We start from the raw sequence: 22,137 nt of genomic DNA, 5'->3' as shown, positions 1-22,137 counted from the left end.
CCCCTTTCGGAAGGAAGATGGGGCTCATGACCTTGCGTTCGGAAAAGCCGCTGGACGACGTCGACTGGCGGCTGCTGGCGGCCCTGCAGGCCGACGGGAGGCTGTCGTTCAAGGAACTGGGCCGGCGGATCAACCTGTCGGCCCCGGCGGTGGCCGAGCGGGTCCGGCGGCTCGAGGAGACCGGGGTGATCACGAGCTACCGCGCGGAGGTCGACGCGCGGCGCGCGGGCCAGCCGCTGCACGCGTTCGTCGAGATGCGCTGCGCGCTGAGCCGCTGCCTGCTGAAGACGTCGAAGTCCGAGGACTACCCCGAAGTCGTCGAAATCCACCGCCTCAGCGGCGACCACTGCACGATGCTCAAGGTCCGGGCGGCGTCCCTGGAGCACTTCGAGGGCCTGCTGGAACGCCTCGGCACGCACGGCGAACTGCGGTCCTCGGTGGTGCTGTCGACGCAGTACGAGGGCCGGCCGGTCCAGCCGCCGTCGGACGACTTCCTGCGCGCGACGACGTCGGAGGGCTGGGTTTCACCCTGAGCGGCGGCTGATCGCGAGCCGGTTTCCTGCTAGACGTGCGGTATGCCGATTTCCACCCGGATACGCACCTTCGCCGTCACCCTCGCCACCCTGACCGCCTTCGCCGTCCCCGCACCGGCTCAGGCGACCACGACCCACTCGTTCGTCGCGCTGTCCGACGTCGCGCCGTCGATCCTGCAGGACATCCGCTACGCCACCCGGCACAACTTCGTCGGCCAGCGTGTCGACGGCTACCTCGAGCCCACCTGCATCCTGACCCGACAGGCCGCCGAGGGCCTCCGCACGGTCCAGGCGCAGCTGCGGAAGCAGGGCTACACGCTCAAGGTCTACGACTGCTACCGCCCGCAGCGCGCCGTCGACCACTTCGTGCGGTGGGCGAAGGACCTCGCCGACGAGAAGATGAAGGCCGAGTTCTACCCGAACGTCGCCAAGGACCGGCTCTTCGAGGACGGCTACATCGCCGAGAAGTCCGGGCACAGCCGCGGCAGCACCATGGACCTCACGATCGTCCGGATCCCGCCGCGGCCCCAGCGGCCGTACTTCCCCGGCGAGCCGCTGCGGCCCTGCTTCGCGCCGCAGAACCAGCGCTTCCCCGACAACATGGTCGACATGGGCACCGGCTACGACTGCTTCGACCCGCTCGCCCACACCGACAACCCGGCGATCACCGGTGTCGCGCGGCAGAACCGCGACCTGCTGCGGACCACCATGATCGCCGCCGGCTTCCACAACCTGCCCGAGGAGTGGTGGCACTACACGCTCGACAACGAGCCGTTCCCGGACACCTACTTCGACTTCCCGGTGAGCCACCGCCATCTCCCCTGAACGACGGAGCGCCCCCGGTCCACTGTGGACCGGGGCGCTCCGCCGGTTCGATCAGGCCGAGTGACGGCGACGGCGGGCGCCGATCACCAGGCCACCGCCGAGCGCCAGGGCGATCAGCGCCAGCGCACCGAGCCCGAGCGCGTCGACGCCGGTGCTGGCCAGTCCGCCACCGCTCTCACCACCACCGCCGCCGGACCCGGGCGTGCCCGTGGTCGGCGTGGGCGTGGCGGCCGCACCGCAGTCCGCGGGGTTGGCGGGCACGGCCGGCACCGCCGCATCGCCTTCCTCGGCGTCGATCCGGTACGGGTAGTGGTTCTCCGGCGGGCCGTAGACGTTGATCCACATCGGGTTCTCGTACTTGACCTTCCACCCCTTCGGCGGCAGGAAGTACAGGTGGAACTCCGGCCCGGGCGCCACGTCCAAGAACTCAAAGTGCCCCTTCGCGTCGGTCGTCCGCTCGCCGACGACCGGGCAGTGCTGGTCGGAGACGAGCACGACCTTGGCGCCGGCCACGCCCTTCGCCACGTTGCCCTGGTCGTCGAAGACGCCGAGGGTGCCCTCGACGGTGGCCTTGGCCCCCGGCACGGCCGCCTGGTCACTCGCGTTGGCGTGGTTCTCGATGTCGACTTCCTCGTAGCCGAAGTCGCAGGCGGCGACGACGATGCCGCGGTTGAACGCGGCCGCCGGCACCGCCTCGGACACGTCGAACGTGCGCGTCTCACCCGGCGCGATCGTCACGCCGTCCCCGGCGAGATCACCCCAGCCGGGGCTGCGGCCGCTCAGGATGTACGGGTCCCCGATGCGGTTGCACCCGGCCACGATGCCGGTGAGCGGGATCGGGCCGGAGTTGGCCAGCGTCACGGTGAGGTGCGCGAGGTCCCCGACCTGGTAGCTGTCCTGGGTGAAGGCCATCGACGCCTGGAGAGCGCCGTTCAGCGGCGGCGCACCGCGGACGTCCAGCTGGGTGTCCGCGCCGATCCGGATGACGTGGAACGGGATCAGCCAGCCGTCGACGACCTCCCCGCCGAGGTAGTAGTCGGCGCCCGGCACGTCGAAGGTGATCGACCCGTCCGGACCGCTCGTGGCGGTGTGCGTCCCGCTGCCGTTGACGTATCGCAGGGTGAGCTTCGCGCCGGCCAGCTCTTCGCCCGCGTCGCGCTTGCCGTTGCCGTTCTTGTCGCCGTAGACGACGCCTTCGGCGTGGCCGGGCGCCGGTGCGACCTTCGCGGCCGCGGAGAACTCGCCGACGCCGAAGTGGGTCGCGTCGAACACGACGCCCCGCAGGACGACGGAGGTCTGGTCGACTTCCCGGACCTTTCCAGTGCCGTGCAGCACGAAGGACTTCCCGGGCTCGAGGTCGAGTCCGGGATCGCTGGTCTTGAGCGGGCCCCAGCCCGGGTCGTACGGGACGACCAGGTCGGTCGGTTCGATGATGTCCTGGGAAACCCAGAGGCCCTTCGCGGTGGTCGAGCCGGTGTTGGTCACCGTGTCCAGAGAGGCCGACACTTCGACCTGAGCACGCTGCGCCGGATCGTCCTGCTTCCGCATCGCCGGTGCGCTGGAACTCGGCGTGGTGGACTCCGGCCCGGTCGGCTCCGGAGCCGTGGAACCGCTCGGCGGCAGTGCCGTCTCCGATGTGGACGGTGTGGTGGAGGCCGGCTCCTTCTGCGCCGGCGCGGCGAACGTGGCGAACGAACGCGCGACAGATCTTGCGCTGCTGGAATTGTTCACGAACGGTCAGCCCTGATTACCCGTTGAAACGCACAAAGCTCCGAATCGCGTTTGGAAACGGGAAAGGCCCCCGCCGGAAACCCGGCGAGGGCCTTTCCCGTTGAGCGGGACTCGGTCAGCGGAAGTCGCGGCCGAAGTCGTAGTCGTCCAGCGGCACCGCGGCACCGGTACCCGTACCGAACACGTCCGGGGTGTAGTAACCGTCGTCGTAGGACGGGATCGCGTACGCCGCGACCCGGGCCTCTTCCGTCGGCTGCACCTGGATGTTGCGGTACTTGTTGATGCCCGTACCGGCCGGGATCAGCTTACCGATGATCACGTTCTCCTTGAGGCCCACGAGCCGGTCCGAGCGGCCGTTGATGGCTGCGTCGGTCAGGACGCGCGTGGTCTCCTGGAACGACGCCGCCGACAGCCACGAGTCCGTGGTGAGCGACGCCTTCGTGATCCCCATCAGCACCGGGCGACCCGAAGCCGGCTCGCCGCCTTCGGAAACCGTCGAACGGTTGCGGGCCTCGAACTTGGTCCGCTCGGGCAGCTCGCCCGGCAGGAAGTCCGTGCCACCCGAGTCGATGACCGTCACCCGGCGCAGCATCTGCCGGACGATGACCTCGATGTGCTTGTCGTGGATCGACACACCCTGGGCCCGGTACACCTTCTGGACCTCGTCGGTGAGGTGCATCTGCGCCTCACGCGGGCCCATCACGCGCAGGACCTCGTGCGGGTCCGGGGTGCCCTCGAGCAGCTGCTGCCCGACGTTGACGTGGTCACCGTCGCCCAGCGGGCCGTTCGGGGTGTTCGCGAGCCGCTGACGCTTGGACAGCTTGTCGAAGACGATCTCTTCGCCGCCGTCGTCCGGGATCAGCGTGATCTTCCAGAACCGCTCGCTCTCCTCGATGCGCACGCGGCCATCGACGTCGGCGATCGGCGCCTTGCCCTTCGGGACCCGGGCCTCGAACAGCTCCTGGACACGGGGCAGACCGGTCGTGATGTCGTCACCGGCGACACCACCCTGGTGGAACGTACGCATCGTCAGCTGCGTACCCGGCTCACCGATCGACTGGGCCGCGACGATACCCACGGCCTCGCCGACGTCGACGAGCTGACCGGTCGCCATCGAGCGGCCGTAGCAGGTCGCGCAGATGCCGACGGCCGACTCGCAGGTCAGCACCGAGCGGACCTTGACCTTCGAGATGCCGCTGGAGAGCAGCTTGTCGAGGGCCGGGTCGCCGATGTCGTCACCGGCGTTCAGCACGACGTTGCCCTTGGCGTCCACCGCGTCCGTCGCGAGGTTCCGCGCGTACACGGAGGTCTCGACGTGCTGGTCGCGCAGGACCTTGCCGTCGCCGATGTCCTCGCCGATCGGCATCATGATGCCGCGGGTGGTGCCGCAGTCGATCTCGCGGACGATGACGTCCTGCGAGACGTCCACCAGACGACGGGTCAGGTAACCCGAGTCGGCGGTGCGGAGCGCCGTGTCCGCCAGGCCCTTGCGGGCACCGTGCGTCGCGATGAAGTACTCCGCCACCGACAGGCCTTCACGGAAGTTGGCCTTGATCGGACGCGGGATGTACTCACCCTTCGGGTTCGACACCAGGCCACGCATACCGGCCAGCGACCGGACCTGCGTCATGTTGCCCGCCGCGCCCGACTTCACGATCATGGCGATCGGGTTGTCGTCCGGCAGCGCCGTCTCCATGATCTTGTGGACCTCTTCGGTGGCCTGCGTCCACACCTTGACGAGCTCGTTGTTGCGCTCGGTGTGCGACAGCTGACCACGCTGGTAGCGCTTCTCCACCTGGGAGGCCTTGCCCTCGTACTCGTCGAGGATGGCCTTCTTGCCCACCGGGGTGAGCACGTCCGAGATGGCGACGGTGACGCCCGACCGGGTCGCCCAGTAGAAACCGGCGTCCTTCAGCCGGTCCAGGGTCTGCGCGACCTGGGTCATCGAGTACCGCTCGGCGAGGTCGTTCACGATCGCGGCCTGACGCTTCTTCGGCATCGGCTCGTTGATGAACGGGTAGTCCGCCGGCAGCAGCTCGTTGAACAGCACGCGGCCCAGGGTCGTCTCGGCCAGCCAGGTCTTGCCCGGCTCCCAGCCCTTTTCCGCGAGCCGCGCCTCGTCGGCCTTCGCCGGCTGACGGTCGGACACGCGGATCTTGATCGGGGCGTGCAGGCCCAGCGCCTTGCGGTCGAAGGCCATGATGGCCTCGGCCGGCGAGGAGTACGCGCCGCCCGCGCCTTCGGCCTTCTCGTTGAGACGGGTCAGGTGGAACAGGCCCGTCACCATGTCCAGACGCGGCATGGCGAGCGGACGGCCCGACGCCGGCGAAAGGATGTTGTTCGCCGACAGCATCAGGATCCGGGCCTCGGCCTGCGCCTCGGCCGACAGCGGCAGGTGCACCGCCATCTGGTCACCGTCGAAGTCCGCGTTGAACGCCTCGCAGACCAGCGGGTGCAGCTGGATGGCCTTGCCCTCGACCAGCTGCGGCTCGAAGGCCTGGATGCCGAGGCGGTGCAGGGTCGGCGCACGGTTCAGCATCACCGGGTGACCGGTGATGACCTCTTCGAGCACGTCCCACACCTGCGGCCGCGAGCGCTCCACCATCCGCTTGGCGGACTTGATGTTCTGCGCGTGGTTCAGGTCGACCAGCCGCTTCATGACGAACGGCTTGAACAGCTCGAGCGCCATGTCCTTCGGCAGGCCGCACTGGTGCAGCTTCAGCTGCGGGCCGACGATGATGACCGAACGGCCCGAGTAGTCGACACGCTTGCCGAGCAGGTTCTGGCGGAACCGGCCCTGCTTGCCCTTGAGGAGGTCGGACAGCGACTTCAGCGGCCGGTTGCCCGGGCCGGTGACCGGACGCCCGCGGCGGCCGTTGTCGAACAGCGCGTCGACGGCCTCCTGCAGCATCCGCTTCTCGTTGTTGACGATGATCTCGGGCGCGCCGAGGTCGATCAGCCGCTTGAGGCGGTTGTTGCGGTTGATCACGCGGCGGTACAGGTCGTTCAGGTCCGACGTCGCGAAGCGGCCACCGTCGAGCTGCACCATCGGGCGCAGGTCCGGCGGGATGACCGGGACGGCGTCGAGCACCATGCCGCGCGGGTCGTTGCCGGTCGCCTGGAAGGCCGCGACGACCTTGAGCCGCTTCAGCGCGCGGAGCTTCTTCTGCCCCTTGCCGTTGCGGATGGTGTCGCGCAGGTTGTCGGCTTCGGCCGCGACGTCGAACTCGGCGGCCAGCTTCTGGATGGCCTCCGCGCCCATGCCGCCGGTGAAGTACTCGCCGTAGCGGTCGACGAGCTCGCGGTAGAGCAGCTCGTCGGCGATCAGCTGACGGGTGTCGAGCTTCGTGAAGGTCGTCCAGACCTCCTCGAGGCGGTCCAGCTCGCGACCGGCACGGTCACGCAGCTGGCGCATCTCGCGCTCGCCGCCCTCCTTGACCTTGCGGCGGACGTCGGACTTGGCGCCCTCGGCCTCCAGCTCGGCCAGGTCGGCTTCCAGCTTCTGCGCGCGGGTCTCGATGTCCGCGTCACGCTTGGTTTCGAGGTTCTTACGCTCGACGCCGATCTCGTTCTCGAGGGTCGGCAGGTCGTTGTGGCGCAGCTCCGTGTTCACGCCCGTGATGACGTAAGCAGCGAAGTAGATGATCTTCTCGAGGTCCTTCGGCGCCAGGTCCAGCAGGTAGCCCAGGCGGGACGGAACACCCTTGAAGTACCAGATGTGGGTCACCGGCGCGGCCAGCTCGATGTGGCCCATCCGCTCACGGCGCACCTTGGCGCGGGTCACCTCGACGCCGCAGCGCTCACAGATGATGCCCTTGAAGCGGACGCGCTTGTACTTGCCGCAGTAGCACTCCCAGTCCCGGGTCGGACCGAAGATCTTCTCGCAGAAGAGGCCGTCCTTCTCGGGCTTGAGCGTCCGGTAGTTGATGGTCTCCGGCTTCTTGACCTCGCCGTACGACCACTGACGGATGTCGTCAGCCGTGGCGAGACCGATGCGGAGCTCATCGAAGAAGTTGACGTCCAGCACGTCTAGATCCCCTTGGGGTTGTTTCGGCTAGAGGGGTTGGCGGGCGAGCGTCGGGGGCCTGCGGGAGGCCGGCCCCCGACGCTCAGCTCGCGATCAGTGCACGACGTCGTCCACCGAGGGCGACTCGTTGCGGGACAGGTTGATGCCGAGGTTCGCCGCAGCGCGCTCGAGGTCCTCGTCGTCGGAGTCGCGCATCTCGATGGCCGCACCGTCGCTGGAGAGCACCTCGACGTTCAGGCACAGCGACTGGAGCTCCTTGAGGAGCACCTTGAACGACTCCGGGATGCCCGGCTCGGGGATGTTCTCCCCCTTGACGATGGCCTCGTACACCTTGACGCGGCCGACCACGTCGTCCGACTTGATCGTCAGCAGCTCCTGCAGCGTGTAGGCAGCGCCGTACGCCTGCATCGCCCAGCACTCCATCTCACCGAAGCGCTGGCCACCGAACTGCGCCTTACCACCCAGCGGCTGCTGCGTGATCATCGAGTACGGGCCGGTGGAGCGGGCGTGGATCTTGTCGTCGACCAGGTGGTGGAGCTTCAGGATGTACATGTAGCCGACCGCGACCGGGTACGGGTACGGCTCGCCGGAGCGGCCGTCCAGCAGCGTCGCCTTGCCGTTCTCCTTGACCATGCGCTCGCCGTCACGGTTCGGCTTGGTCGCCCCGAGCAGCCCGGTGAGCTCCTCTTCCTTCGCGCCGTCGAACACCGGGGTCGCGGTGTTCGTGCCGGGCGCGACGTCGTAGAGCTCCTCGGACAGGTTCTTCGCCCAGTCCGGTTCGCCTTCGATCGTCCAGCCCTGCGAGGCCAGCCAGCCCAGGTGCAGCTCGAGGATCTGGCCGATGTTCATCCGTCGCGGCACACCGTGGGTGTTCAGGATGATGTCGACGGGCGTGCCGTCCTCCATGAACGGCATGTCCTCGACCGGCAGGATCTTGCCGATGACACCCTTGTTCCCGTGCCGGCCGGCGAGCTTGTCGCCCGGCTGGATCTTGCGCTTCTGGGCCACGTAGACGCGGACCAGTTCGTTGACGCCCGGGGGCAGCTCGTCGTCGTCCTCGCGCGAGAACACGCGGATGCCGATGACCTTGCCGGTCTCGCCGTGCGGCACCTTCAGCGAGGTGTCGCGGACTTCGCGGGCCTTCTCACCGAAGATCGCGCGGAGCAGGCGCTCTTCCGGCGTCAGCTCGGTCTCGCCCTTGGGCGTGACCTTGCCGACGAGGATGTCGCCGTCGCGGACCTCGGCACCGATCCGGATGATGCCGCGCTCGTCGAGGTCGGCCAGGACCTCTTCGGAGACGTTCGGGATGTCCCGGGTGATCTCCTCGGCGCCCAGCTTCGTGTCGCGGGCGTCGATCTCGTGCTCCTCGATGTGGATCGACGTGAGCACGTCGTCCTGCACCAGGCGCTCCGAGAGGATGATCGCGTCCTCGTAGTTGTGGCCCTCCCACGGCATGACCGCGACGAGCAGGTTCTTGCCGAGCGCCATCTCACCGTTCTCGGTGGACGGGCCGTCGGCGATGACCTGACCCTGCTCGACCCGGTCGCCCTCGTTGACGATCGGGCGGTGGTTGAAGCAGGTGCCGTGGTTCGAGCGGCGGAACTTGTACAGTCCGTAGCTCTTCCGCGTGCCGTCGTCGTGCATGATCGTGATCAGGTCCGCCGAGAGCTCCTCGACGACACCGGACTGCTCGGCGACGAGCACGTCACCGGCGTCGACCGCGGCACGCAGCTCCACCCCGGTGCCGACGTACGGCGCCTGGTTGCGGAGCAGCGGCACGGCCTGGCGCTGCATGTTCGCACCCATCAGGGCGCGGTTCGCGTCGTCGTGCTCGAGGAACGGGATCATCGCCGTCGCGACCGAGACCATCTGCCGCGGCGAGACGTCCATGTAGTCGATGTCGAGCGGGTCGATCAGCTCGACCTCGCCACCCTTGCGGCGGGCCATGACCCGGTCTTCCACGAAGGTGCCGTCGTCCGAGATCGGCGCGTTGGCCTGGGCCTTGACGTACCGGTCCTCTTCGTCCGCGGTCAGGTAGTCGACCTGGTCGGTGACCCGGCCCTCGACGACCTTGCGGTACGGCGTCTCGATGAAGCCGAACGGGTTGACCCGCGCGTAGGAGCAGAGCGAGCCGATCAGGCCGATGTTCGGGCCTTCCGGCGTCTCGATCGGGCACATCCGGCCGTAGTGCGACGGGTGGACGTCCCGGACCTCCATGCCGGCGCGCTCACGGGACAGACCACCCGGGCCGAGGGCCGACAGGCGGCGCTTGTGCGTCAGGCCCGACAGCGGGTTGTTCTGGTCCATGAACTGCGACAGCTGCGAGGTGCCGAAGAACTCCTTGATCGCCGCGCCGATCGGGCGGATGTTGATCAGGGTCTGCGGGGTGATCGCCTCGACGTCCTGCGTGGTCATGCGCTCGCGCACGACTCGCTCGGTGCGCGACAGGCCGACCCGGATCTGGTTCTGGATCAGCTCGCCGACGGTGCGCAGGCGGCGGTTGCCGAAGTGGTCGATGTCGTCCGTCTCGACCGGCACCTCGAGGTCGCCCTCGTTCATCTTGTCCTCGCCGGCGTGCAGCCGGACCAGGTACTCGATGGTGGTGACGATGTCCTCTTCGGTCAGCGTCCCGGTGTCGTACGGCGTGGTCAGGCCCAGCTTCTTGTTGACCTTGTACCGGCCGACCTTCGCCAGGTCGTAGCGCTTCGCCTTGAAGAACAGGTTCTCCAGCAGGGTCTGCGCGCTCTCCTTCGTGGGCGGCTCGCCCGGGCGCAGCTTGCGGTAGATGTCGAGCAGGGCCTCGTCGGTGCCGGCGGTGTGGTCCTTCTCGAGGGTCGCCAGCAGCGTCTCCGAGAAGGAGAAGCGCTCGCGGATCGCCTCGGTGGTCCAGCCCAGCGCCTTCAGCAGCACGGTGACCGGCTGGCGGCGCTTGCGGTCGATCCGGACGCCGACGGTGTCGCGCTTGTCGACGTCGAACTCGAGCCACGCGCCGCGGCTCGGGATCACGCGGACGCTGAAGACGTCCTTGTCGGTCGTCTTGTCGACGTCCTTCGAGTAGTAGACGCCCGGCGAGCGGACCAGCTGGGACACGACGACACGCTCGGTGCCGTTGATGATGAACGTGCCCTTGTCGGTCATGACCGGGAAGTCGCCCAGGAAGACCGTCTGGCTCTTGATCTCGCCCGTGTTGTTGTTGACGAACTCCGCCGTGACGAACAGCGGGGCCGCGTACGTCATGTCCTTGTCCTTGCACTCCTCGATCGAGGCCTTGACCTCGTCGAAGCGCGGAGCGGAGAAGGACAGGGACATCGATCCGGAGAAGTCCTCGATCGGGGAGATCTCGTTCAGGACCTCTTCGAGGCCGCCGACCGGGTTTTCTTCACCTTCTTCGACACGGCGTTCGAACCACGCTTCGTCCCCGGTGAACCACTGGAACGACTGGATCTGGACGTCGAGCAGGTTGGGAGTGTTGAGCGGTTCGCGAATCTTTGCGAAGGAAACCCGCTTGGGCGCGCCGGGGATTCCCGTGGACTCCGAGCGAGATTCAGCCGAGGTGGTCGCAGCAGTGGCCTGGTTCGCGGGAGAGACTGCCAAGATGCGTCCTTCCGGGGACAATGAGCGGTGACGGCCGCCATAGCAACAGCTATGAGCGACTGTCAAGGGTGCCGTGTGCCCACTATCCTAACTACCGGCTCCGGGCAGCCTGAAAGAGGGCAGCGCAAAGAGGCAGTCTAGCCCGAACGGCGCGGTCTGTCCAGGGGGCGCTCCCGATGGGGCCCAGCCTGCTTCGCGACGTCTTCAGGTATGCCTCCAGGCGAGCCGGTGGTCCCTCCCGCAAGGGCTCCCGGTTTCGCCGTTCGGGAGTAAGCGTGAACCCACCGGGCGCGAGAGTCAAGATGCCACACGGGGGTCCCGCCGGTTGGCGCAGCGTGGAAGTAGGTCTGCGGAGCGTGAGCGGCCGAATATCCTCCCAGTTACCGGCCAGTAGCGCCACCACTGCGTCTGGACCTGCGGATTTACCGGCTTCTCCGGACGTGCGGCCTGTGCTCCAGGCCACTTCGGACGGCCTCAGGTTCGCCCATCGGCGGCGTGTCGCGGGGAGTTGGGTAACCGGTTCCGGGCTGGCACGAGCGACGTCACACCCGCACCAGGTGCCCCGCCCGCCTCTGGGCCGCTGGGCGCTCACTGGTCCGGTTCGACGCCCTCTGGTCCGGCGGAGGCGCTACGGCGCGCTGAGGGGCCCGGGGCGGCTCGCTGATCGCTTCGGAGCGCCGCTGTGGGCGCGCTGGGCCGCTCGATGCCGACCGGATCGTGACCCGGAGCGGCTCGCCTGGGCGCTGCGGACGCTCAAGGCCGCTCGAGCGCCCCTCGGCAGCGGTGAGGGGCGCTCGTCCCGGCTACGAGTGCGATGGCCCGCTCGAGCCCCTCCGGCCGGACTCAGCGCGCTGCCGGCCGGGGACCGGCAACCGAGCCAGCCGCCCCAGAAGGCCGCGAGCCATCCGCCGCGGGAGCGAGCCCCTCAAACCAGGCCCAAGCGCCCTCAGGCCGGACCGGCCACCCAAGCCGGCAACGGCTCACAAGCCGCGCGCCACTCGTCCGGCACCTCCGAACCGTCCGCCGCGAGGACCCCGCCCACGATCGCGCCCACCGTGTCCACGTCCTCGGCGAACCTTGCCACCGTCCACAGTGCGTCGGTGAAGCTGTCCGCGAAGCGGGCCGCGATCCACAGGGCCAGCGGGACCGTGTCGTGCGCCGCCATCTCGCGGCCCGTGCCCAGTTTGGCGGCTACGTCACGTGCGTCCGAGAACTTCAGCGACCAGGCGATGCCGTCGCGGACGCGGCCGGGTGGGACCAGCGGGATCACGCCGTCCAGGAGGTCCGCACCGGCCAGTCCGGGAGATGCGGCCCGCAGCGCGGCCGCCGCCGCGACGGCCACCGTGCCCGCGATGCCTTCGAGGTGCGAGTGCGTCACCACCGCGGACAGTTCCGCCTGGCGCAGCGCCTGCGGCAGGTCGTCGCAGAACCACGCGCCCAGCGGGGCGACGCGCATCGCGCCGCCGTTGCCCCAGGAGCCGTGGCCGTCCTTCTCGCTGATCTCCTGCCACGGCCGCCCGTTGCGGATCTGGTTCAGGCGCCACTCCGCGCCCGGGCCGTAACCGCGGGCGGAGTCGAGGCGGGTGGCGAACTCTTCGGCGAGCGCGTCCTGGTCGACCTGGCCGTGCTGCTGCAGGACGGCGAAGACCGAACACGCCATCTCGGTGTCGTCGGTCCAGCTCCACGGCGCGGCGGGCAGCTGTCTGCCGAGGACTTCCGGGTGGTCGCCGGGCCGGAGGATCTGCGCGCCGAAGGCGTCACCGACGGCGAGGCCGACGAGACTGGCGTACGCCTGTTCTAATCCCATCGGCCCACCGTAGCGGCGCCACCACCGCCCGCTGACCGCCCACATCGACGAGCGGCAGCGAGCGTCGCCCGGCGGCTTACTTGGACGGGGACGGCGAAGCGGGAGCCTGCGACGAAGGGGCCTGCGTCGCCGCCGGGACCTTGGGCGCGTTGTACGTGTCCATGTCCGTGATCTTCCACTTGTCGCCCTGGAGCTGGGCGTTCAGGTGGAGCTGGGCGGTGCCCGCGGTCGTCTTCTTGGTGTCCGTGCGGGTCGAGGTCTGGTCGACGAAGACCATCACCTTCGCCAGGTCGTCGTTCAGCATGATCACCGCGGCCCGGGTGACCTTGCACGTGACGATCATCTTCTGCCCCGGCGCGAGCCGCTTCACCTCGCCCATCAGCGAGTTGTACTTGTTCCGGACGTCGTCGTTGGCGAGCAGGTCGTTCGCCGCGTCCTCGGTCTTCTTGATGTTGTTGAAGTCGTAGGAGAACAGGGCCTCGGCCGCCTTCGACACGGCGTCCTTGACCTGCGCGGTCTTCGCGACGTCCAGCAGCGCGGTGTTGCTGGTCGCGTCCGAGACCGCGCTCTCCTTGCTGTGGAACCAGAACGCCAGGCCGCCGAGCAGGATCGCGACGAGCACCAGCGCGCCCGCCACGAGGTACGGCCGTTGCGCGCGGGGCTCCGCGGGGCGCTCCGGCTCGTTGGCGGCGGTTGCCGGGACCTCCTCGACCTCGGTCGGCTTCGCGATCCCGGTGTCGCGCTTCTTCCGCCGCGGGGCCGACCGGGCCGGCGCGTCCTCTTCGACGGGGGCTTCCGGCTCACCCGTGAGCGCGTCGACCTTCTCGGCCTCTTCGGTGCCGACCGCGGCGAACACCGTGGTGTCCTCGGCGGACGCCGTGTCGATGCTTCCGCCGGCCGGCTCGAACGGCTCCTCGGCCGGAGCCACTGGAGCCACCGGGGCCACCGGACGCGGCATCGGGCGCGGCGCCGGCCGGGGCCGCGGCTTGCGGGTCTCGGCGGCGGTCTTGGCGGTCTCGGAAGGCGTCTCGACCGGCGGCACGGCGGGAACCTGGCCGGTCCGCTCGGCGGGCGACTCGTCCGTGGCCGGCCGGCGCAGGCCGGCCACGCGGGGCCGGCGCGGCGGCGGGGTGCTGCTGCGAGGCGGCTGGCGGCGGGAGGGGGGCACTACAAGCTCCTTCTGGTGACGCTCTACTGACCGGCCGCGACGAGGGGGACGCTGTCGATCCCGGACAGCTTCCAGTCGTCGCCCACGCGGGTCATCGACACTTCGAGGCGCAGCGGCTTCGCGCTGCTCTTGTCCCCCTGGGTGACGGTCGTGGCGATCGCGGCGAGGAAGCTGGCCTTGCCTTCGTGGTCGTCGAGCTCCTCGACGGCGATGTCCTGGACGTCGGTGGTGACCTTCGTCTTGGCGTCCGACAGCGCCTTGCGGAACGTCGGCGCCGACTGGTCGATCTGCTGCGACATCGTGGCGTCCGAGACGGACTTCTGCCGGGCGAAGAAGCCGTCGAGGTCCTGGTAGTCGACCTCGGTGTAGGCCTTCAGCGCGTTGGTGCCCGCCTTGACCACGGCTTCGCGCGACGCCGCCAGACCGGCGTTGTCGTCGTTCGCCGCCACCCACCACAGCACGCCGAACAGGATCGCGGCGATCAGCGCGGCCAGCGCCAGCGCCGCGGCACCGAGCACGAGGATCCGCGAAGACGACTCGTTCGGCGCCTTCGTGGCACCCGCCGACTCCTCTTCGGGTTCCGCCACGGCGACGGCGCCCTGCTCGTCCGCACTCATAACACTCCAGGGTAGGTAACGGTCATCAAATCCACGTCAGGCGAGCCCGAGCAGCGAACCCAGGCTGTTCAGGCTGACACCCGGGCTGCCGACGATGCCCGGCACACCCCGCGTGTTCCGCTCGTCGGCCAGCTCCTCCGCCGGCCGGTTCGCGTTCGCCGCGACGTCACCGTTGCTCGGCGCGACCGGCACCCCGTTGTACGGCGCGTTCTGCGCGCCCCGCACGTTGATCGGGCTGCCCTTCGGCTCGGCACAGTAAGCGTCCTCCTTGGCCGGCTTCGCCGAAAGGTCGGCCCCCGTGCGGTACTGCTGGTACGGGATGTAGCCCTTGGTGCAGGCCGGCGGGTTGAACAGGTTGAGCACCAGCCCGAGGTGCGCGGTGCCGTCGCCGGGCGCGACGCTGCTGGCCGCGCCGGCCAGCGCCGGATACGTGACGAGCCCCTGCTCGATGCCGTCCAGCCGGGTCACGGTCAGGTTGGCCGTGGTCAGCAGGTTCGCCGTCAGCGCGCCGAGGCCCGGGCCGGACTCGCTCAGCACCTGGCTGATCTGCGACGCCACCTGCGGTGTGATGCCGATGAGCCTGCGCAGGTCGCCGTCGGAGTTCTTCAGCGTGCCGGTGAGCTCGTTCAGGCTCTTGCTGAACGACGCGAAGTTCGCCGCCTCGTCGTTCTGCGTGTCGAGCACCTGGCCGCCGGCGTCGAGCAGCTGGATCGTCTGCGGCAGGTACTGCTGCGCCGTCGTGGTGAAGCTGCGCGCGGTGTCGAGCAGCTTCTGCAGGTCGCCGCCGGTGCCGCGGAACGCGTCGTAGGACTCGTCGACGACCGTGCGCAGCGAGTCGACCGGGACCGACGCGGCGAGCGAGTCGAGGTCGCCGATCAGCCGGTCGGTGCTGACCGGGGTGGTCGTCTTCGACGCCGGGATGACCGAGCCGGCCACGAGGTACGGGCCCTTGTCGGCCTTGGGCCGCAGGTCGACGTACTGCTCGCCGACGGCCGAGCGGTTGGCGACGACGGCGTCGAGGTCCGCCGGGACCTGCGGTGCCGACGGGTCGATGTTGAGGTCCGCTTCCAGCCCGGTCTGGGTGAGCCGCAGCTCCCCCACCCGGCCGACGTTGAAGCCGCGGTAGGTGACCTCGGCGTTGGTGAAGATGCCGCCCGACTCGTTGAGCTCCAGCTTCACCGTGTAACCGCTGTTGCCGAACACCGTGCCGAGCCCGGCGAACCGGATCAGCGCGTACACGATCGCGACGATCGAGATGATCGCGAACGCGACCAGCTGCAACCTCGTCCTGCGCACCAGCATCAGCCGTTACCTCCCGACAGGAGACCGAAGAGCCCGGACAGGCCGGACTGCGACTTCCCGGGTTGACCCGACTGGCCGCTTTCACCCGGGATGGGCAGCGGCGGCGGCTGGTTGGACGGCGTGCCCTGGACGCCACCGGTCAGGCCCGGGAGCGGGAGCTGGCCGTTGAGGATGTTCTGGCGGCTGTTGCCCAGGTTGCCGATGATGGTCTGCAGGTTCAGGTCGACCTTGGCGTAGAGGTTGAAGTAGTCGCCCTTGACGCCGTTGACGGCCTGGTCGCTGAACGGGAACGTCAGCAGGATCTGCAGCGCCTTCGGCAGGTCGTTGCCCGCCTCGCCGAGCTTCTGCAGCGTCGGCGTCAGCGCCTTCAGGTCGGCGACGAGGTCCTTCTGCGACGCGTTGACCGTCTCGGTGGCCACGCCGGAGAGGTTGTCCAGCGCGTTCAGCATCGTGACGAGCTGGCCTCGCTGCGACTCGAGCACGCCGAGGCCGGGCCCGAGGTTGTCGACCGCGCCGACCAGCTTGTCCTTCTGGTCGTTGAGGGTCGAAGAGAGCCGGTTCAGCCCGTCGATGGCCCGGGTGATGTTCTTCGACTGGTTGTCCAGGTTGGTGACCAGCAGGTTCGCGTTGTCCAGCAACGCCTTGATGTCCGGCTCGCGGCCCGACGTGGCGTTGTTGAGCTCCTTGGTGATGGTGTTGAGCTGGTCGACCCCACCACCGTTGAGCAGCAGGGACAGCGCGCCCAGCAGCTCTTCGACCTCGACGCTGCGGTTCGTGCGGGCCAGCGGGATCGTCGCGTTGTCGGCGAGCTTGCCCTGGGCCTGGTCGTCACCGGGCGAGGCGAGCTCGACGTACTTCTCGCCGAGCAGGCTGGACTGCTTCACGTTGGCCAGCGCGTTGGCCGGCAGCTTGACGTCGCCGTTGACCTTGAGCGTGACCAGCGCGTGCCAGCCGTCCTTGGTGAGGCCGACGTTCTCGACCTGCCCGACCGGCACCTCGTTGACCTTCACGCCCGCCTTCGGCGTCAGGTCGAGGACGTCCCGGAACTCGACGTTCACCGTGTACGGGTGGTCGCCGAGGTCGGCGCCGCCGGGCAGCGGCAGGTCGTAGATGCCCTTGAACGAGCAGCCGGTGAGCACCAGCGCGGACGCCGTCACCAGCGCCCCGACGGTCAGCAGCTTCCTCACTGGCCACCTCCGTAGAGCTGCCCGGCGATGGGCAGCGGCAAGGGCGGCAGCTGACCGGACTGCAGGGCCTGCAGGGTCTGCGCCAGGGACGGCAGCGGGATCACCTTGTCGACGACGCCGGCGATGTTCTCGCAGGCGTTGCCGAGCACGTCCGGGATGCTGTTGGTGCCGACCTGCTTGAGCAGCCGGCAGATCATCACCAGCGGCGGCTGGGTCAGCTCGTTGAGGTTCGGCCGGGCGTCGAGCGTGCCGGACGAGCCGTTGTAGGTGTTGACCAGGTTGCTCAGGCCGACCGGCGCGACGTCGAGGATCTCGGCGAGCGAGCTGCGCTGGTCGACGAGCACGTTGGTGATCCCGGCCAGCTTGTCCACATTGGACTTGAGCCGGTCGTGGTTCTGGTCGATGAACGCCTGCACCGAGGTGAGCGTGGTGCCCAGCTGCTGCACGGTCGCGGCCAGGTTGTCCTTTTCGGACGCCAGGTAGCCGCTGACGTCGGCGAGCTGGCCCTCGAAATTGCGGACCTGGCTGTCGGAGTCGGCCAGCGTCTGGGAGAACTTCCCGAGGTTCTCGACGGTGGAGAACAGGTCGTCCTTGTTGCCGGCCAGCGTGCCGGCCGCCTGGCCGAGCTTGGTGATCGTGTCGTGCAGGGCCTGGCCGTTGCCGTCGACGTTGGCCGCCGCGGTGTTCAGCAGGTTCGACAGCGACCCGTTCTTGTTGGCGCCGTTCGGGCCGAGGGTCTCGCTGACCCGGGCCAGGCTGGACGCGAGCTGGTCGACCTCGAGGGGCACCTCGGTGCGGTCGAGGCCGATGGTGGCGCCGTCGGAGATCCGCGGGCCGCCGGTGTAGGCCGGAGCCAGCTGGACGTAGCGGTCCGACACCAGCGACGGCGCCACGATCAGCGCCTTCGCATCGGCCGGGACGGCGACCGAGCGGTCGTACTCGAACTCGACCTTCACCTGGTTGCCCATGGGCTGGATCTTGGTGACCGTGCCCATGTCGACGCCGAGCATCCGCACGCTGTTGCCCTCGTACAGGCCGACGGCGCCGGCGAAGTACGCGGTCAGGTGGTTGCGGCCGGCGTCCTTGAGCGTCCACCAGATCCCGCCGGCGACGACGAGCGCGAGGACGATCGCGATGGTGAAGCCCCGGGTCAGGGACTGGCCGAAGCGGGTGTCACTCATTTCGTGTAGCACCCCTCTTCGTTGAGCGGACCGAACGACGGCAGGAGCAGGCCGCAGATGTAGTTGTCGAACCAGCGGCCGTTGCCGATGGTGTTGGTGAAGACGCGGATGAACGGCGCGAACTTCGCGATGCCCTGGCCCAGCGCGTCCTGGTTGCGCTGCAGCATCGACGTCAGCTGGTCGAGCTGGGTGAGCACCGGGTCCAGCTGCTTGCCGTTGTCGTCGATCAGGCCCTGCAGCTGGGTGGCCAGCTCACGCGAGCCGTTCAGCAGCGACGTGATCGCGTCCTCGCGCTTGGCCAGCTCGCCGAGCAGCGCGTTGCCGTCGGTGAGCAGCTTCTGCACCTCGGCGTCGCGGTCGACGAGCGTCTGCGACACCTCGCGGGTGTTGGCCAGCAGGTTGGACAGCTGGCTGTCGCGCGAGGCGATCGTGTCGGACAGCTTCGACAGCCCCGACAGCGCGCCCTTCACGTCCTGCGGCGTGTTGGCGAAGGTCCCCGAGATGGTGTCGAAGCTCTGCGCCAGCTGCTTGGTGTCGATGTCGTCGACGGTCTGCGAAAGCCCGCGGAAGGCGTCGAGCACGTCGTAGGGAGCCATCGTGCGGTCCCGCGGGATGGCCGCGCCCGGGTTCAGCGCGCCCTCGCCCTGCGGGTCCAGCGACAGGTACTTCTGCCCGAGCAGTGTCTTGATCTTGATCGCGGCACTGGTCCGGTCGCCCAGCCAGGCGTCCTTGACCTTGAACGACACCTTGACCGACGCGCCGTCGAGCTTGATGTCGCTGACCTTGCCGACCTTGACACCGGCGATCCGGACGTCGTTGTCGGTCTGCAGCCCGGAAGCCTCGCTGAACTCGGCGGTGTAGGTCGTGCCGCCGCCGATCACCGGCAGGTCGTCGGAGTTCAGCGCAGCGATGAAGGCCAGCGCGAGGACGGCGATGCCGACCAGCGCGATCGGGACGGGGTTGCGCTTCTGGAAGGACTTCATCCCGTGCACCTCTCCCGGTTGACCGGGATCAGCGGGATCGCGACGTCGTTGATCAGTGGCGGCAAGCTGACGCTCCCGGAGAACTCGCAGGCGTAGAAGTTGAACCAGGAGCCGTAGTCCGCGGTGCGGGTCAGCGTGCTGACCTTCTCGGGCAGGAACTGGATGAAGTGCTCCAGCTCCGGCTGGTTCTTGTTGAGCTTGTCGGTCAGCGTGCCCAGCGCGCTGATGTCGTTCTTCAGCGGCTCGCGGACCTCGCCGAGCAGACCGGACGTCGTCTGGGCCAGGTTGCCGAGGCTCTCGATCGCGTCGCCGATCGGCTTGCGGTCCGCGGCCAGGCCGGACACCAGCTGCTGCAGCTTCACGATCAGGTCGTTGAGCTGCGGGGTGTGCGCGTTGACCGTGTCGAGCACCGAGTTGAGGTTGTCGATGACCTGGCCGATGACCTGGTCCTTGTCGGCGATCGTGGTGGCCAGCGACGCGGTGTGCGACAGCAGGCTCTCCACGGTGCCGCCCTCGCCCTGCAGGACCTGGATGACCTCGTAGGACAGCTTGTTGACGTCGTCCGGGTTGAGCGCGGTGAACAGCGGCTTGAAGCCGTTGAACAGCTCGGTCAGGTCCAGCGCCGGCTGCGTCCGCTCCAGCGGGATGGTGCCGCCGGGGCCGAGCGTCTTGCCGGAGGTGTCGTTGCCCTCGCCGAGCGAGACGTAGCGCTGGCCGACCAGGTTGCGGAACTTGATCTGCGCGGTCACCCCGGCGGGCAGCTGCCGTCCGGCGTCGACCTCGAACTCGACCTCGGCCTGGCGCTTGTCGACGATCTTGACGTCCTTGACCTGCCCGACGCGGACGCCGGCGATGCGGACGTCGTCGTTGGGCAGCAGGAGCGTCGCGTCGGTGAAGCGCGCCTTGTAGGCGTTGGTGCTGGTCGTGTTGATGTTGGCGATGCTGATCCCGAGGATCGTCGTGAACAGCACGGTGACGACCACGAAGATGCCGAGCTTGATCAGCGGCGCGAGCAGTCCCCTCACTTGACCGTCACCTCCGCGCCCCGGTACAGCGGGCCGACGAGCAGCGCGCTCCAGCCCGGGACGTCCGCGGCGTTCATGCCGAGCTGCGGGCCCAGCAGGTCGGCCAGGAAGCCCTGCTCCGCCGTCGAGTAGGCCAGGTTCCCGCCGGAGCCGTTGCCCCCGGTGGCGTCGGCCTTGAAGTTGGCCGGGTTGAGGCCCTCACCGACGGTCTTCGGCGCGGTCTGGTGGATCGTGCCGTCCTTGAAGGCGCCGTCCGGCGGCTCCGAGGGGAACGGGTTGGGCAGCTTGTCCGCGTCGTAGCAGCGCGGGCCGCGCTTGTCGTCGAACCGCGGCTCTTCCTTGCCCGCCTGGTACGGCGCGCGCGGCACGACGACCTCGATGGTCGCGTGCAGGCCGGGCTGGTTGGTGCCCTTGCCCAGCGCCTGGTCGATGAGGGGGACGTTCTTGGCCATCTGGGAGATCACGCAGGGGTACTCCGGCGCGTACTTCGCCAGCAGCTCGGCCGTCGGCCGGGCGGTGGAGGCGAGGGAGATGATGTTGTCCTTGTTGTTCTGCAGGAACGTCTGCAGGTCCACCGACGCCTGGGTCAGGGTGCCGTAGAGGCTCGACAGGTTCTGCTGCTGGTCGACCACGGTGCGGGTGGTCGTGCTCAGGTTGTCGAGGCTCTGCACCAGGTCCGGGGCCGAGTCCTTGAGGTGGTCGGAGAACTCCGCCAGTGCCTTGAGGTTGTGCTGCAGCTCCGGCTCGTGCGGGTTCAGCTCGCCGATGTAGCTGCCCAGCTGGGTCAGCGTGTCGCCGAGCTGGTCGCCGCGGCCCGAAAGCGCGGTCGAGATCGCGGTGAGCGTCGCCGACAGCTTCTGCGGCTGGACCGCCTGCAGCACCGGCATCAGGTGCGCGAACGCCTGCTCCAGCTCGACCGCGCTCGACGTCCGGTCCTGCGGGATCACGTCGCCGTTCGTCAGAGTCTTCGACGACGGCTTGGCCGGGATCTCCAGCGAGACGAAGCGCTCACCGAAGAGCGTCTTCGGCAGGAACCGCGCCGAGACGTTCTCCGGGATCAGCTTCGCCGACTCCGGGTTCAGGGCGAGCGTCAGCTCCGCGCCGTCTGCGGTGGCCGAGATGTCCTTCACCGAGCCGACGATGAGGCCGCGGACCTTGACGTCGGACTGCTGGATCAGCTGGTTGCCGATCTTGTCCGCCTGCAGCTTCACCGTGACGAACTTGGTGAACGCCTTGTCGTAGAGCGCGATCGAAAGCGCCACGCCGCCGACCATCACGGCGACCAGCAGCAGGCCCAGCAGCCTGCGTCGCAACGTGGTCATCCCGCGATCCTCACCGTGACGTCGGTTCCCCAGATGGCGAAACCGATGAAGAAGTTCATGATCGAGACCGTGACGATCGAGAGCCGGACCGCCTTGCCGACCGCGACGCCGACCCCGGCCGGGCCACCGGTCGCCCGGTACCCGAAGTAGCAGTGCGACAGGATGATCAGGACGCTGAAGAGCAGCACCTTGATGAACGAATAGAGCACGTCCTGCGGCGGTAAGAAGAGATCGAAGTAGTGGTCGTAGGTACCCGCCGACTGGTTGTAGATGTAGATCACGACCAGTCTCGACGCGAGGTACGAGCTCAGCAGGCCGATGATGTAGAGCGGGATGACCGCGACGAACCCGGCGATGATCCGGGTCGTCACCAGGTACGGCAGGCTCGGCACGCCCATCACCTCGAGCGCGTCGATCTCCTCGGAGATCCGCATCGCGCCGAGCTGCGCGGTGAAGCCGGCTCCGACGGTGGCGCTCAGGGCTAGCCCAGCGACCAGCGGCGCGATCTCGCGGGTGTTGAAGAACGCCGTCAGGAAGCCGGTGAAGGCCGACGTCCCGATCGAGTTCAGCGCCGAGTAGCCCTGGAGGCCGACGAGGACACCGGTGAACAGCGTCAGGCCGACCATGACGCCGACCGTGCCGCCGATGACCGCCAGCGAGCCGGAACCGAAGCTCACCTCGGCCAGCAGCCGCAGGACTTCCTTGGTGTAGCGGCGCAGCGTCCGCGGCGTCCACAGCAGCGCGCGGCCGTAGAACGACATCTGGTCACCCAAGGTGTCCAGCGTCTGGAGCGGTCGGTTGGCGACGCGTTTCGCGCCCTGGAGGAACGTCATGG

At 68.7% G+C, this 22,137-nt stretch carries 16 protein-coding genes; 3 read left to right on the top strand and 13 right to left on the bottom strand.

Going from position 1 to position 22,137, the window contains the following annotated elements:
• The first annotated feature begins 26 nt into the window (after positions 1-26).
• Together VA596_RS20965 and VA596_RS20960 are read left to right on the top strand one after the other, a co-directional pair.
• Positions 27-533 (top strand): Lrp/AsnC family transcriptional regulator, encoded by a 507-nt coding sequence (locus VA596_RS20965; RefSeq protein ID WP_323329506.1) that lies wholly within the window; start codon positions 27-29, stop codon positions 531-533.
• Between the two features lie 42 nt (positions 534-575).
• On the top strand, positions 576-1,358 hold the full coding sequence (locus tag VA596_RS20960) for a M15 family metallopeptidase (RefSeq protein ID WP_323329505.1): 783 nt from the start codon (positions 576-578) through the stop codon (positions 1,356-1,358).
• Between the two features lie 51 nt (positions 1,359-1,409).
• On the opposite strand, the gene VA596_RS20955 is transcribed toward VA596_RS20960, so the two are convergent.
• Positions 1,410-2,906 (bottom strand): hypothetical protein, encoded by a 1,497-nt coding sequence (locus tag VA596_RS20955; protein WP_323329504.1) that lies wholly within the window; start codon positions 2,904-2,906, stop codon positions 1,410-1,412.
• A 22-nt stretch (positions 2,907-2,928) separates the two neighbouring features.
• Here VA596_RS20955 and VA596_RS20950 point away from each other — a divergent pair, with 22 nt between their 5' ends.
• Positions 2,929-3,105: a hypothetical protein gene (locus tag VA596_RS20950; RefSeq protein WP_323329503.1), complete on the top strand. Its 177-nt coding sequence runs from the start codon at positions 2,929-2,931 to the stop codon at positions 3,103-3,105.
• 99 nt (positions 3,106-3,204) lie between these two features.
• Here VA596_RS20950 and VA596_RS20945 read toward each other — a convergent pair whose 3' ends face one another.
• The 12 genes from VA596_RS20945 to VA596_RS20890 all read right to left on the bottom strand — a co-directional run bounded on the left by VA596_RS20945 (position 3,205) and on the right by VA596_RS20890 (position 22,135).
• The gene (locus VA596_RS20945) at positions 3,205-7,116 is read right to left on the bottom strand and encodes a DNA-directed RNA polymerase subunit beta' (RefSeq protein ID WP_323329502.1); all 3,912 of its coding nucleotides are present in this window, start codon (positions 7,114-7,116) and stop codon (positions 3,205-3,207) included.
• 93 nt (positions 7,117-7,209) lie between these two features.
• Complete coding sequence (rpoB, locus tag VA596_RS20940) at positions 7,210-10,710, bottom strand: DNA-directed RNA polymerase subunit beta (RefSeq protein ID WP_323329501.1); 3,501 nt, start codon at positions 10,708-10,710, stop codon at positions 7,210-7,212.
• Positions 10,711-11,656: 946 nt separating this feature from the next.
• The gene (locus tag VA596_RS20935) at positions 11,657-12,517 is read right to left on the bottom strand and encodes an ADP-ribosylglycohydrolase family protein (protein ID WP_323329500.1); all 861 of its coding nucleotides are present in this window, start codon (positions 12,515-12,517) and stop codon (positions 11,657-11,659) included.
• A 76-nt stretch (positions 12,518-12,593) separates the two neighbouring features.
• Entirely contained in the window at positions 12,594-13,625 is a 1,032-nt protein-coding gene (locus VA596_RS20930; RefSeq protein WP_323329738.1) for a hypothetical protein, read from the bottom strand.
• An 83-nt stretch (positions 13,626-13,708) separates the two neighbouring features.
• Positions 13,709-14,302 (bottom strand): hypothetical protein, encoded by a 594-nt coding sequence (locus VA596_RS20925; RefSeq protein ID WP_323329499.1) that lies wholly within the window; start codon positions 14,300-14,302, stop codon positions 13,709-13,711.
• A 36-nt stretch (positions 14,303-14,338) separates the two neighbouring features.
• The gene (locus VA596_RS20920) at positions 14,339-15,604 is read right to left on the bottom strand and encodes an MlaD family protein (protein WP_323329498.1); all 1,266 of its coding nucleotides are present in this window, start codon (positions 15,602-15,604) and stop codon (positions 14,339-14,341) included.
• On the bottom strand, positions 15,604-16,791 hold the full coding sequence (locus VA596_RS20915) for an MCE family protein (protein ID WP_323329497.1): 1,188 nt from the start codon (positions 16,789-16,791) through the stop codon (positions 15,604-15,606). The genes VA596_RS20920 and VA596_RS20915 overlap by 1 nt, the downstream gene beginning before the upstream one ends.
• The gene (locus VA596_RS20910) at positions 16,788-17,972 is read right to left on the bottom strand and encodes an MCE family protein (protein ID WP_323329496.1); all 1,185 of its coding nucleotides are present in this window, start codon (positions 17,970-17,972) and stop codon (positions 16,788-16,790) included. Before VA596_RS20910 ends, VA596_RS20915 begins: the two co-directional genes overlap by 4 nt.
• Complete coding sequence (locus VA596_RS20905; RefSeq protein WP_323329495.1) at positions 17,969-18,955, bottom strand: MCE family protein; 987 nt, start codon at positions 18,953-18,955, stop codon at positions 17,969-17,971. The genes VA596_RS20910 and VA596_RS20905 overlap by 4 nt, the downstream gene beginning before the upstream one ends.
• Positions 18,952-19,980 (bottom strand): MCE family protein, encoded by a 1,029-nt coding sequence (locus VA596_RS20900; protein WP_323329494.1) that lies wholly within the window; start codon positions 19,978-19,980, stop codon positions 18,952-18,954. The genes VA596_RS20905 and VA596_RS20900 overlap by 4 nt, the downstream gene beginning before the upstream one ends.
• Positions 19,977-21,302: an MCE family protein gene (locus tag VA596_RS20895; protein WP_323329493.1), complete on the bottom strand. Its 1,326-nt coding sequence runs from the start codon at positions 21,300-21,302 to the stop codon at positions 19,977-19,979. The genes VA596_RS20900 and VA596_RS20895 overlap by 4 nt, the downstream gene beginning before the upstream one ends.
• Positions 21,299-22,135 (bottom strand): MlaE family ABC transporter permease, encoded by an 837-nt coding sequence (locus VA596_RS20890; RefSeq protein ID WP_003060266.1) that lies wholly within the window; start codon positions 22,133-22,135, stop codon positions 21,299-21,301. Before VA596_RS20890 ends, VA596_RS20895 begins: the two co-directional genes overlap by 4 nt.
• Positions 22,136-22,137: the final 2 nt, after the last annotated feature.

This window comes from Amycolatopsis heterodermiae (genome assembly GCF_034929455.1).
Taxonomy (GTDB): Bacteria; Actinomycetota; Actinomycetes; order Mycobacteriales; family Pseudonocardiaceae; genus Amycolatopsis; species Amycolatopsis heterodermiae.
Note: the sequence above shows the minus strand (reverse complement) of the source record. Positions and strands in the feature narration are given on the sequence as shown.

What these genes read in the sequence shown, in the direction of transcription:
- VA596_RS20965 (WP_323329506.1), top strand. Translation starts at nt 27, where the DNA reads ATGACCTTGCGTTCGGAAAAGCCGCTGGACGACGTCGACTGGCGGCTG.
- VA596_RS20895 (WP_323329493.1), bottom strand. Translation starts at nt 21,302, where the DNA reads ATGACCACGTTGCGACGCAGGCTGCTGGGCCTGCTGCTGGTCGCCGTG.
- VA596_RS20955 (WP_323329504.1), bottom strand. Translation starts at nt 2,906, where the DNA reads ATGCGGAAGCAGGACGATCCGGCGCAGCGTGCTCAGGTCGAAGTGTCG.
- VA596_RS20910 (WP_323329496.1), bottom strand. Translation starts at nt 17,972, where the DNA reads ATGAGTGACACCCGCTTCGGCCAGTCCCTGACCCGGGGCTTCACCATC.
- VA596_RS20960 (WP_323329505.1), top strand. Translation starts at nt 576, where the DNA reads ATGCCGATTTCCACCCGGATACGCACCTTCGCCGTCACCCTCGCCACC.
- VA596_RS20920 (WP_323329498.1), bottom strand. Translation starts at nt 15,604, where the DNA reads ATGCTGGTGCGCAGGACGAGGTTGCAGCTGGTCGCGTTCGCGATCATC.
- VA596_RS20935 (WP_323329500.1), bottom strand. Translation starts at nt 12,517, where the DNA reads ATGGGATTAGAACAGGCGTACGCCAGTCTCGTCGGCCTCGCCGTCGGT.
- VA596_RS20890 (WP_003060266.1), bottom strand. Translation starts at nt 22,135, where the DNA reads ATGACGTTCCTCCAGGGCGCGAAACGCGTCGCCAACCGACCGCTCCAG.
- VA596_RS20925 (WP_323329499.1), bottom strand. Translation starts at nt 14,302, where the DNA reads ATGAGTGCGGACGAGCAGGGCGCCGTCGCCGTGGCGGAACCCGAAGAG.
- VA596_RS20905 (WP_323329495.1), bottom strand. Translation starts at nt 18,955, where the DNA reads ATGAAGTCCTTCCAGAAGCGCAACCCCGTCCCGATCGCGCTGGTCGGC.